Origin of the sequence: Mesorhizobium sp. M2A.F.Ca.ET.042.01.1.1 (genome assembly GCF_003997405.1) — a bacterium.
Lineage (GTDB): Bacteria > Pseudomonadota > Alphaproteobacteria > Rhizobiales > Rhizobiaceae > Mesorhizobium.
Genome location: NZ_RZRX01000211.1, coordinates 1 through 11,447, shown reverse-complemented (window position 1 = coordinate 11,447; position 11,447 = coordinate 1). Strand labels below are relative to the sequence as shown.

Below are 11,447 nucleotides of genomic sequence, written 5' to 3'. Positions count from 1 at the left end.
GGTCTTTTCCGTGCCGGCGGCCGGCAACGCATCGATGCGGTAGACGTAATCCACCACCGCGCTGCCGACATGGACGAGCCGACCGCTCACGCCGCGTCCTCCTTGCCTGGACCAGATTTGGAGCCGCGGGCCGCGACCAGATCCGCAGCCAGCGCGCGGACCTGCGCGATGTCGATGCCATGCAGTTCGGCGATGCGGTCCCGCGGCAGCTTCGACAGACCGGCGCAGGCGCCCGCCATGCCGGCGGCAATCGCCCCGATCGTGTCGGTGTCGCCGCCGAGATTGGCGGCAATGACGGCAGCCCGCCAGGCATCGCCTTGCGCGACCTCCAGCACCGCGAAGGCGGCTGGCACCGATTCCTGGCTGGCGACGCCGGTGCCGATCAAGTCGACGATGAGCGCAATGGCTTCCTTCTCCGCCTTGCCGCGAACAAGCTCCTGCGCCCAGACAATGCGCGCGGCGATATCGCCGCCGGTAACCCAATGGCCAAGCGTGGCGCCAAGTCTTGCCGCCGCGACCGCATGGCCGGAAGCGGCGCGCCAGTCACCGCCCGAGACGCCGAGACTGACAGCGGCGGCAACGGCGCTTGCGGAAGCTATTGCGATGGAGGTGTTATGCGTGGCCCGGCAGGTTTCCGCCACCTTGGCGACCAGTGCCGCAAGCGGCTCCGGCGGCATCATGATGCCGACCGGCGCGATGCGCATCGCAGCGCCATTGGTGTCGCCGCCGCGCCCGGCCTCTTCGGCCGGCACGCCGCTGTTGATGGCGTCGATGGCGCGCTTGGTCGATGGTCCGAGCAGGTCGTAGCTGCCGCGCGCCTTGACGTCGCGCTCCCAGCCGAGCAGCGCGTTCACCCAGCGCGCATGGTCGAAGCGATCGCCTGACTCGACCAGGATGCGGCCAAGCAGCAACGCCTGCTCGGTGTCGTCGGTGATCGCGCCGGCCGATAGCCCTTTCGACACCGGGTGATCGGCGGCAGGCGCGACGAAATCCTCGACATGGCCGTAAAGCTCGGCGATGCGGACCGGCGACAGAAGCTGCGTCGGCATGCCCAGCGCATCGCCAAGCGCCCCGCCGACCAGCGCGCCCATTGCCCGATCTATCGCCTCCCCCGCCATGCTCAGAACTCCAGGTGAAGCGCGAAATGCGCCGGGTTGAGCAGGCTGGTGACGAATTCGATGGCGCGTCCGTCGGCGGCGCGCGTCAGACGGCGTGTACGCAGGAACGGCGTGCCCGGCGCGCAGGCGAGGATCGCGGCGTCGGCAGCGCTCAGCATCTCGATATCGACCCATTCCTCGCCATGGTCGGGCACGAGCCCCGCCCCGCGCAGCGTTTGGTGCAGCGTGCCTTCGCGCAGGCCGCGCAAGGGAATGTCTTCCAGTTCGGGCGACAGCGGCAGCCGGCTGCGCTCGATCGAGATGGCGTGACCGTCATCGGCGTTGGTGCGGGCGCGGTCGACAGCGATGAAGGACGAGCTCTGGACCCCGAGCCTTGCCGCCAGTTCCGCGTCCTCGATGATCTCGAGCCGCAAGGTGCGGGTCTCGGCATTGGCGCCGGCATTGGCCAGCGCGCGCGACCAGCCGATCGCGTCGTCGACCGGCATGCCGTCGAAGGTGACGAAGGAGCCGATGCCGACCTTGGTAGTGATGAGTCCCCGGCTCGACAGTTCTTCCAGTCCCTTGCGGACCGTGTTGCGGCTGACGGAGAAGCGCTGGACGAGCTCGTTCTCGCTCTGCAGGCGGTCGCCGAAGCCGAGCACACCGGAGCGTATCTCATGCTCCAGAACCGTCGCGATCTGCTCGGGCTTGCCCGTGCCGGGTGAGAGTTGCATCGCGCGACGGGCCATATCGATACCTGTTCAATGAACCTGTATAATCCTGTTCATTAGCGTATCGAAACGAACCCGTCAATCTGAGTCACAGGAGAACGCACCAGCAGGGCTTGCCAGCTTGAATGATTGCCGTCGATGCCTTGAGAGCAGTTCTAGTCTCTAGGAACTACACAGATTTGTATCCAGGAAGCTCGGAAAGTTTGCGGTAGTTGTAGCCATCGAACGATAGCACGCCACCTAGGAACCTTTGATACCATGGTATGTAGAGATGTTCGCCCGCGCCATAGCTGTCGAGGGCGTCAAGGGCATCGTTGTAAGCCTTAGCGTCCATGGCCCTCAGAACTGGCGGCTCGTCGCCGGCAATTCTAGTCATCCGACTTGCCCACGACGCGCATTTGGCCACATCAGGATCGATGCTTTCCTCAATGTCCGCGAGCAAATTGTAATAATCTCGCTGAAGAGCTTGATGGTCTCTGGCCGACCGACCGAAATCGAAAACCAGCTGCGCAGCAGCGACAAATGAAACTGCCGCACCTACCCACAATTGATCGATACCAAACCGGTGTACAACATCACTCATTGCGGCGGCGCCTAGCAAAATTACTACAAAATTGAAGAACCGATTCCAACGTTCAAAAGCTCTTCGCCTACCAGTATGGTAGAGAGCATTGCGGAGCGCATTGAACCGGAGGTTTTCGGGATTGCTAGACACTACTTTCCCCTCTTATCACCTTTGCCCTCTTGGTTGGATTTAGGTTGCCTCGGCCCCGCATGCAAGCGCTCCCGCCTATTCCTTTCCTAGGTATAGGCGTTTGATTCTCTAGCCGAGTCATCTTTTTCGACCCGACCGGTGCCGGGGCTCTTAACAGTCGGCCCTCGAGGTCCCTTCTTAGGCAAGTGAGTAACGCTATTTCTTCGGTGGCGTTGCAGGCGGCTTTGCAGGCGCAGCAGGAGTCGGTTGCCGAGGTCCACTTGAAGCATTGTCGGTGGTTGGTTGGCGTGGTCCGGCAGAATTGATCGAAATGTCTATGTTGTCCTTACCCATTCTCATCACCTTTATTGGGTTTTCTGGCTCCGACAATTAACTTCAGAGCACGAGCCGTTGCGCAAGTGTAATTACCACGGTTTTTATTCCTACACACAGGGGCAACAGCAGTTTTCACCAAAAAACTGGGTGATGAATTCAACGGTAAGTTACCGACGCGGAGCACTAGACGAAGAAGAACTCCTCCACCCGCTGCTTGGCTTGCCGCAGCACCGGCAGGATGTCGCGCTCCATCGCTTCGACCGAGAAACGCGCCGACTGCGTCGAGACGTTGATGGCCGCGACCGTGCGGCCGGCGCGATCGACGATTGGCACCGCGATCGAGCGCAGGCCGAGCTCTAGCTCCTCGTCGACGATGGCAAAGCCGTCAGCCCTCGCTCTCTCTATGGCCTTGCCGAGCGCGGTGCGGCCGGTGATCGTCTTCGGCGTGCGTCGCTCGATGCTCGCTCGCGTCAGGAAGGTCTTCAACTCATCCGCCGCCAGTCCGGAAAGCAGCACCCGGCCCATCGAGGTGCAGTAGGCCGGCAGCCGCGTGCCGACATCGAGCGCAACGCTCAGGATTCGCCGTCCAGGGATGCGCGCGACATAGACGACATCCTCGCCCGACAGCACCGCCGCGTTGCAGGCTTCGTCGAATTTCCCGGCCACCTCGCGCATGATGGGCGCGGCGAAGGTCCAGAGCGAAGCGCCGCCGAGCCAGGTCCGCGCGACGGTCAAGAGACGCGGCGACAGCGAGAACAGCCGGCCGGACTGCGTGGCGTAGCCTGTGGCGACCAATGTCAGCAGAAAGCGGCGGGCGCCCGCGCGGGTGAGGTCAGCCTCTTCGGCCATCTCGGTCAGCGTCATGCCGGCCGGATGGCGCGCGAGGATTTCCATCACCGCCAGCCCGCGTTCCAGCGAGCCGACATGGTCGCGTGAAATGGATACCTCTTCCACGAAACCTCTCCAGGTCAGTGTTGACTCCAGGCAAACTTTGGAGCTAAAAGTATCTCATATAAAACAGATGTTCGCAATACGAACTTTTTCGATCTAGGGAGCCTGGAGATGGTCAAGTTCCTGCCGCTGAAAGAGGCGGTCGCGGAAAACCTGCATGATGGCGATACCGTCGCCTTCGAGGGCTTCACCCATCTGATCCCCACCGCCGCCGCGCATGAGGCGATCCGCCAGGGCTTTCGCGACCTCACTCTTATCCGCATGACGCCCGACCTGATCTACGACCAGATGATCGGCATGGGCATGGCCAGAAAGATCATCTTCTCCTATGTCGGCAATCCGGGCGTCGGCCTGTTGCGGCGCGCCCGCGATGCCATCGAGAACGGCTTTCCGCGCGCCATCGAAGTCGAGGAGCACAGCCATGCCGGCATGGCCAACGCCTATGAGGCTGGCGCCGCCGGCCTGCCCTGCGCGGTGTTCCGCGGCTATCGCGGCGCCGGCCTCGCCGCGGTCAACCCCAACATCAAATCGGTCACCTGCCCCTTCACCGGCGAGGTGCTGGCCGCCGTCCCAGCGATAAGGCCGGACGTCACCTTCATCCACGCGCAAAAGGCGGACCGCAAAGGCAATGTCCTGGTCGAGGGCATCATCGGCATCCAGAAGGAAGCGGTGCTGGCGGCCAAGCGCGCGGTGGTGACGGTCGAGGAGATGGTCGACAATTTCGACGACCTGCACCCCAACCTCACCGTGCTGCCGAACTGGACGATCGCCGCGATTTCGGTCGTGCCGGGCGGCTCGCATCCCTCCTACACGCATGGCTATTACGAGCGAGACAACGCCGCCTATCTCGAATGGGACGAGATCGCCGCCGACCGCGACCGCTTTCAGGCGTGGATGCAGAAGAACGTCATCGACAGCAGCGCCGACGACTTTGCCGGCCGCGTCGAGCATCTGAGGAAAGCCGCATGAGCGACGCTGACAATCTGGGCTTCACCCCAAACGAGATGATGACGATCGCCGCCAGCCGCGCGTTGAAAAGCGACGATGTCTGCTTCGTCGGCATTGGCGCGCCGTCGGCCGCCTGCAACGTCGCGCGGCTGACGCACGCGCCCGACATCACGCTGATCTATGAGAGCGGCACCATCGGCACCGCGCCCGATGTGCTGCCGCTATCGATCGGCGACGGCGAATTGTGCCAGACGGCGGTGACCACCGTCGCCGTGCCGGAGATGTTCCGCTACTGGCTGCAGGGCGGCCGCATCTCGATCGGCTTCCTGGGCGCCGCCCAGCTCGACAAATTCGGCAACATCAACACAACGGTCATCGGCGACTATGCGCATCCCAAGACCCGCCTGCCCGGCGGCGGCGGCGCGCCGGAGATCGCCACCTCGTCAAAGCAAGTCTACATCACCATGGCGCAGTCGAAGCGCGGCATGGTCGAGAAGATCGACTTCTTCACCTCCTTTGGCCATGGCGACGGCGGCGACCACCGCAAGCGGCTCGGCATCGACACCGCCGGCCCGACGCTTCTGATCACCGACCTCGCCATTTGGAAACCGGACGCGGTGACAAAGGAGTTCACCGTGGTGTCCCTCCACCCTGGCGTCACGCGCGCACAGGTGCAGGAGACTTGTGGCTGGGTCGTAAAATTCGCCGAGGCCCTTGACGAGACACCGGCACCGACGAAACTCGAGCTGAAGACATTGCGCGACCTGCAGGCCCGCACCAGGGCGGCGCATCAAGGGATCGCCAAAGGGAAAGCTGCTTAAATGGCTGAAGCCTTCATCTGCGACTACATCCGCACGCCGATCGGCCGCTTCGGCGGTTCGTTGTCCTCCGTGCGCGCCGACGATCTCGGCGCCGTCCCGTTGAGAGCGCTGATCGAGCGCGACAAGGGTCTCGATTGGGCCGCCATCGACGACGTCGTCTATGGCTGCGCCAACCAGGCCGGCGAGGACAACCGCAACGTGGCGCGCATGGCGCTGCTGCTGGCCGGCCTCCCGCAGGACATTCCCGGTTCGACCGTCAACCGTCTATGCGGTTCGGGCATGGACGCCGTCACTATCGCCGCGCGCGCCATCAAATCAGGCGAGGCCGAGCTGATGATCGCAGGCGGCGTCGAATCGATGAGCCGCGCGCCCTTCGTCATGGCGAAGGCCGACGCCGCCTTCTCGCGTAATGCCGAGATCTTCGACAGCACCATCGGCTGGCGCTTCGTCAATCCGCTGATGAAGAAGCAATATGGTGTCGATTCCATGCCGGAAACCGGTGAGAACGTCGCCGAGGATTTTTCCGTCTCCCGAGCCGATCAGGACGCCTTCGCGGTACGCAGCCAGGACAAGGCGGTGGCCGCTCAGGAGAGTGGCCGGCTGGCGAAGGAGATCACGCCGGTGACCATTCCGCAGAGGAAAGGCGAGCCGGTCGTTGTCGTCAAGGATGAACATCCCCGCGCCGGCACGACAATAGAGACGCTGGCCAAGCTGCCGACGCCGTTCCGCCAGGGCGGCACGGTGACCGCCGGCAATGCATCCGGCGTCAATGACGGCGCGGCCGCCCTCATCATCGCCTCCGAAGCGGCTGCGAAGAAGAATGGGCTGACACCGATCGCCCGCATCCTCGGCGGCGCCGTCGCCGGTGTGGCGCCGCGCATCATGGGCATCGGACCGGCGCCGGCCACGAAGAAGCTTTGCGACCGCCTCGGCCTGACGCCCGAACAGTTCGACGTCATCGAATTGAACGAGGCCTTCGCCTCCCAAGGCATTGCCGTGCTCCGCCAGCTCGGCATCGCCGAGGACGCCGCGCACGTCAACCCGAACGGCGGCGCGATCGCGCTCGGTCATCCGCTCGGCATGTCCGGCGCCCGCATCACCGGCACGGCGGCACTCGAACTCAGCGAGCGCGGCGGCAAGCTGGCCTTGGCCACCATGTGCATCGGCGTCGGCCAGGGCATCGCGATCGCGCTGGAGCGGGTTTGACCGCTCAGGGAGATCAATAGGGCAGACCGACGTAGTTTTCGGCCAGTGCTGTGGAAGCGGCCTTGGAATGCACGAGGTAATCGAGCTCGGCCTCCTGGATGCGTTGGCCGAACTCCCCCGTCTCGGGGAAGCGGTGCAGGATCGTCGTCATCCACCAGGAAAAGCGCACCGCTTTCCACACCCGCGCCAGCGCCTTGGCCGAATAGGCGTCGAGCCCGGCCTCCGACCTGTCACGGTAGAATTCACGAAGCCCGGCAAACAGATAGCGCACATCGCTGGCAGCGAGGTTCAGGCCCTTGGCGCCGGTCGGCGGCACGATATGGGCGGCATCGCCGACCAGGAACAGTTTTCCGAAGCGCATCGGCTCGGCGACGAAGGAGCGCAGCGGCGCGATCGACTTCTCGAAGGACGGCCCGGTGGTGACCGCGGCCGCAATCTGCGCCGGCAGGCGGCGGCGCAGCTCATCCCAGAAGCGGTCGTCGGACCAGTTCTCGACGCGTTCGTCGGCGGGAACCTGCACATAGTAGCGGCTGCGCTGCGGCGAGCGCATCGAGCAGAGCGCGAAGCCTCGCTCGTGATTGGCATAGACCAGTTCGCGATCGGCGGGCGGCACCTCTGCCAGCACGCCCAGCCAGCCAAACGGATACTGCCGCTCGAACGTCTTCAGCGCGCCGTCCGGCACCGACCTGCGGCTGACGCCGTGATAGCCGTCGCACCCGGCAATGAAGTCGCAATCGATGCGATGCGTCGCACCATCCTTGTCGTAGGTGACGAAGGCCGACGTGCCATCGAAAGCATGCAGCGCGACATTCGACGTTTCGAACACGGTGACCAGCCCGGCCGCTTCGCGCTTCTGCATCAGATCGAGCGTCACCTCGGTCTGGCCATAGACGGTGACGTGCTTGCCGCCGGTGAGCGCGCTCATGTCGATGCGATGCGCGCGGCCGTCGAAGGCGAGCGAGATGCCTTCATGCGGCAGGCCCTGGGCATGCAGCCTGTCCGCGGCGCCCGCCTCGCCGAGCAGGTCGACCGTGCCCTGTTCGAGCACGCCGGCGCGCACGCGGCCGAGCACATGCTCGCGGCTCGATCGCTCGAGAATGATCGTCTCGACGCCGATGCCGGCGAGCAACTGTCCAAGCAGCAGGCCGGACGGCCCCGACCCGATGATGGCGACCTGCGTGCGCATCAATGACCGAGGCTCTCGATCTGTGCGGCAAGCTCGGCCGCGAGCCTGAGCGCGGCCGCCGTCGCCACGACCATTTGCGGCAGGATCAGCCACTCCAGCGTCCAGGCCGCGCCCGAGCGCTCCTGTTCATGCACCAGCGCCTGATGCATGCCGGAGAGCTGAACGGCATTGAAGCGCGCCAGCGCCACCAGCGCTTCCGCCTTCACCGGATTCTGCTTGTGCGGCATGGCCGACGAACCGCCGCCACCGGACAATTTGATGTCGGGGCCCGTCAGCGCCATCAGCGCGACATCCTGCCCGAACTTGCCCAGGCTGCCGGTCACCAGCGACAGCCAACTGGCGAACTCGGCAAGCGCGTCGCGCTGGCTATGCCATTGCGGCGCATCGGCAAGACCGAGCTTCGTGGCAAGCGCGGCGCGAACGGCCGCGGCCTTGTCGCCGAGTTTTTCCAGCGTGCCGGCGGCGCCGCCGAACTGCAGCGCCAGCAGACCGCCGGATATTTCGGCAAGGCGCTGCTGGTGACGCTCGAGCGGCGCCCTCCATGAAGCAGTCCGATTGGTCACTGTGATCGGGATCGCCGGCTGCATGCGCGTCGTCGCCATGAACTGACGATCTCCGAACTCAAGCTCGAGGCCGGTGAGGCGCACAACATTCTCGCCAAGCAGCAGGCCGATATGGTCGATGGCCTGCCGCAGGCGCAGCACAAGCGAGGTGTCGACGACATCCTGGCTGGTTGCGCCGAAATGCACATATGCATCGTGCGGCGCGCCAACTGCAGCTTTGACTTGCCCAACCAATTCCGGCACCACCACGCCATCCCTAGCGACGCCGGCCCTCAGCTTGGCCGTGTCCGGCCGGAACGACGCCAGCGCCTTCACGATCGCGGCCGCGGCATCGCGTGGGATGACGCCGTGTTCAGCCTCGGCTTCAGCCAGTACCCGCTCGAAGGTGAGCATCGCATCGATGTCCGCTTCCAGGGAGAAATGCCGCGCCGCCTCCTCGTCGCCGAGCAGGCCGGAGAGCAGCGGATGATCGAAGGGCGAAACGGTCATGGCGGCCACGGTCAGCTGTCGAAGAAGACCGTCTCCTTTTCGCCCTGCAGGTGGATATCGAACACGTAGGTGTCGCCCTGGCGCTCGGCGATCAGCGTCGGCACGCGAACGCGATGCTCGATGCGGGCAAGGATCGGGTCCTCGGCATTGGCCTTTTCCTCGTCCGAGAAATAGAGCCGGGTGTGCAGGCCGATATTGATGCCGCGCGCCACGATCCACAGCGTGATATGCGGCGCCATCAGCCGGCCGTCGCGAAACGGCACACGGCCCGGTTTGATTGTCCGGAACAGGCAGATGCCTGTCTCCATGTCGGTCGGCTGCCGGCCCCAGCCCAAAAAGTTCGGGTCGGCCGCGCCGCGCATCTCCGCTGGCGAGTTGTAAAGCCCCTCGGCGTCCGCCTGCCAGATCTCGATCAGCGCGTCCTTGAGCGGCGTGCCGGTGCCGTCGAGCACGCGGATGCGCAGCTCGATGCGCTCGCCCTTGGTCTGGTCGTTGAGCATCGTCGAGCCGAGGTCGCTCGCATAGATGCCGCCGATGCCGCAGAAATTCGGCGTCAGCCCGATATGCACATAGGGGCCGGCGGTCTGCGAAGGGCTCTCCTTCAGCCGGTCGAGCGACTGCGCCATCAATTGCCCTCCGGCCTGTTCTCGAACAGCGTCGAACGGCGCCCGCGCAACACGATCTCGAACTTGTAGGCAAGCGCGTCCATCGGAATGGTCGATTGAATGTCGAGCGCGGCGATCAGCGCCTCGACAGCTTCCTTGTTGGAAATGCCGCCGACGATTGGGCAGCGCCAGATCAGCGGATCGCCTTCGAAATACATCTGCGTGATCAGCCGCTGCGCGAAGCCGTGGCCGAACACGGAAAAATGGATATGCGCCGGCCGCCAGTCATTCGGACCGTTTGGCCACGGATAGGGCCCAGGCCTGACGGTGCGAAAGGCATAGCCGCCATCCTCGCCGGTGATCGTGCGGCCGCAGCCGCCGAAATTCGGATCGAGCGGCGCCAGATAGCCGTCCTTCTTGTGACGGTAGCGGCCGCCGGCATTGGCCTGCCAGAATTCGAGCAGCACGCCGGGCAAGCCCTTGCCGCGCTCGTCGAGCACGCGTCCATGGACGATGATGCGCTCGCCGATGGCGCTCTCGCCGGGCCTGGCGTAATTGTGGATCAGGTCGTTATCGAGCTCGCCAAGCATCGCGTGCCCGAACACCGGGCCGGTCAGTTCCGAAAGCGTGTTGTCGAAGGACAAAAGCGCTTTCTGCGGCGAGCGCAGCACCGAGCTCTTGTAGTTCGGCGTGAAGGCCGCCGGATGCCACTGGCGGTCGCGCTGGAAGAAGGCGCCGGTTTCCGGCGCGCGGTTTGAGCCGGGCTCAGCCATGGGCGGTCTTGGCTCCGTCCATCTGCGCGAACACCTCCTTGGCGATCTTGAAGGCGCGGTTTGCGGCCGGCACGCCGGCATAGATCGCGACATGCAGGAAGGCCTCGCAGATGTCGTCTCGCGTGGCGCCTGTATTGGCGGTGGCGCGCACATGCATGGCGACTTCCTCGTCATGGCCGAGTGCCGCAAGCAGCGCCAGCGTCACGATCGAGCGCTCGCGCTTCGACCAGCCCGGTCGCGCCCACACGGTTCCCCAGGCGGCTTCGGTGATCAGCTGCTGGAACGGCCGGTCGAAATCCGTGGCGGTATCCTCGGCACGGTCGACGTGGGGATCGCCGAGCACGGCGCGGCGGACCTCGAGACCGGTCCGGTAGCGGTTCTTCGTGACATCATCCATGAGCAGACTTTCCCTCGGGCAACGAGGCGACGAAATCGCGGATCAGACTGACGAGCGCTTCGGGCTGCTCGATGCACGGAATGTGTGCGGCATTGCGGATCACTTCGAAACGCGCGCCGGGGATCAGGCCGGCCAGCGAGCGGACCAGCTCCGGCGGCGTCGAACCATCCTGGTCGCCGACGATACAGAGCGTCGGCACCGCGATGCGCCGCGCCGCGTCGGTGAGATCGGCGTCGCGCACCGCTATGCAGGTGCCGATGTAACCCGGCAGCGCCTGCCTGGTCAGCATGTTGCGGCAGCCGGCAAGCTCGGCCGCGCGTGCGGCATGAAAATCCGGCGTGAACCACACTTTCATGATGCCGTCGGCGATCACCTCGATACCGTCGCGCTCGACGGTCGCGATGCGCGTGTTCCAGCTCTCTGCGGTACCTATTTTGTGCGCGGTGTCGCTGAGGATCAGCGCCTCCACACATTTGGGATGGCGGGTGTAGAGGCGCTGCGCGATCAGGCCGCCGACCGACAGGCCGTAGAGCACCACCTTCCCGAAGCCGAAATGATCGATAAGGCCCAGCAGATCGTCGACATGGTCGTCGATGGAACGCACGCCGCTGCCGATATCCGACAGCCCATGCCCGCGCATGTCGTAGACG

The 11,447-nt window shown here is 64.7% G+C and carries 13 protein-coding genes; 3 read left to right on the top strand and 10 right to left on the bottom strand.

Annotated elements, in window-relative coordinates:
• Positions 1 to 86: 86 nt before the first annotated feature.
• From EOA23_RS25800 to EOA23_RS25785, 4 genes are all read right to left on the bottom strand, one after another.
• Positions 87 to 1,118 carry an ADP-ribosylglycohydrolase family protein gene (locus tag EOA23_RS25800; RefSeq protein ID WP_127306223.1) on the bottom strand — a complete coding sequence of 344 codons (1,032 nt, stop codon included), beginning with the start codon at positions 1,116 to 1,118 and terminating at the stop codon, positions 87 to 89.
• Positions 1,119 to 1,120: 2 nt separating this feature from the next.
• Entirely contained in the window at positions 1,121 to 1,846 is a 726-nt protein-coding gene (locus tag EOA23_RS25795; RefSeq protein ID WP_127306222.1) for a GntR family transcriptional regulator, read from the bottom strand.
• A gap of 151 nt (positions 1,847 to 1,997) precedes the next feature.
• Positions 1,998 to 2,411 (bottom strand): hypothetical protein, encoded by a 414-nt coding sequence (locus tag EOA23_RS25790; RefSeq protein WP_127306221.1) that lies wholly within the window; start codon positions 2,409 to 2,411, stop codon positions 1,998 to 2,000.
• A 630-nt stretch (positions 2,412 to 3,041) separates the two neighbouring features.
• Complete coding sequence (locus EOA23_RS25785) at positions 3,042 to 3,812, bottom strand: IclR family transcriptional regulator C-terminal domain-containing protein (RefSeq protein ID WP_127306220.1); 771 nt, start codon at positions 3,810 to 3,812, stop codon at positions 3,042 to 3,044.
• A 108-nt stretch (positions 3,813 to 3,920) separates the two neighbouring features.
• On the opposite strand from EOA23_RS25785, the gene EOA23_RS25780 reads away from it, so the two are divergent.
• The 3 genes from EOA23_RS25780 to pcaF are packed head-to-tail and all read left to right on the top strand — an operon-like array spanning position 3,921 to position 6,784.
• Positions 3,921 to 4,778, top strand: a complete 858-nt coding sequence (locus EOA23_RS25780; protein WP_127306219.1) for a CoA transferase subunit A — start codon at positions 3,921 to 3,923, stop codon at positions 4,776 to 4,778.
• On the top strand, positions 4,775 to 5,578 hold the full coding sequence (locus tag EOA23_RS25775) for a CoA-transferase subunit beta (protein ID WP_127306218.1): 804 nt from the start codon (positions 4,775 to 4,777) through the stop codon (positions 5,576 to 5,578). The genes EOA23_RS25780 and EOA23_RS25775 overlap by 4 nt, the downstream gene beginning before the upstream one ends.
• Positions 5,579 to 6,784, top strand: a complete 1,206-nt coding sequence (pcaF, locus tag EOA23_RS25770; RefSeq protein WP_127306217.1) for a 3-oxoadipyl-CoA thiolase — start codon at positions 5,579 to 5,581, stop codon at positions 6,782 to 6,784.
• A gap of 13 nt (positions 6,785 to 6,797) precedes the next feature.
• Here pcaF and pobA read toward each other — a convergent pair whose 3' ends face one another.
• The 6 genes from pobA to pcaD form a co-directional block, all read right to left on the bottom strand.
• Entirely contained in the window at positions 6,798 to 7,970 is a 1,173-nt protein-coding gene (gene pobA, locus EOA23_RS25765; protein WP_127306216.1) for a 4-hydroxybenzoate 3-monooxygenase, read from the bottom strand.
• Positions 7,970 to 9,022, bottom strand: a complete 1,053-nt coding sequence (locus tag EOA23_RS25760) for a 3-carboxy-cis,cis-muconate cycloisomerase (protein WP_127306215.1) — start codon at positions 9,020 to 9,022, stop codon at positions 7,970 to 7,972. The genes pobA and EOA23_RS25760 overlap by 1 nt, the downstream gene beginning before the upstream one ends.
• An 11-nt stretch (positions 9,023 to 9,033) precedes the next feature.
• The gene (gene pcaG / locus EOA23_RS25755; RefSeq protein WP_127306214.1) at positions 9,034 to 9,648 is read right to left on the bottom strand and encodes a protocatechuate 3,4-dioxygenase subunit alpha; all 615 of its coding nucleotides are present in this window, start codon (positions 9,646 to 9,648) and stop codon (positions 9,034 to 9,036) included.
• Complete coding sequence (gene pcaH, locus EOA23_RS25750) at positions 9,648 to 10,400, bottom strand: protocatechuate 3,4-dioxygenase subunit beta (protein ID WP_127306213.1); 753 nt, start codon at positions 10,398 to 10,400, stop codon at positions 9,648 to 9,650. The genes pcaG and pcaH overlap by 1 nt, the downstream gene beginning before the upstream one ends.
• Positions 10,393 to 10,797, bottom strand: a complete 405-nt coding sequence (gene pcaC / locus EOA23_RS25745; RefSeq protein WP_112126988.1) for a 4-carboxymuconolactone decarboxylase — start codon at positions 10,795 to 10,797, stop codon at positions 10,393 to 10,395. Before pcaC ends, pcaH begins: the two co-directional genes overlap by 8 nt.
• Positions 10,790 to 11,447 (bottom strand): 3-oxoadipate enol-lactonase (pcaD, locus tag EOA23_RS25740; RefSeq protein WP_127306212.1); only part of this gene is annotated, 658 nt, incomplete at its 5' end. The genes pcaD and pcaC, both read right to left, overlap by 8 nt.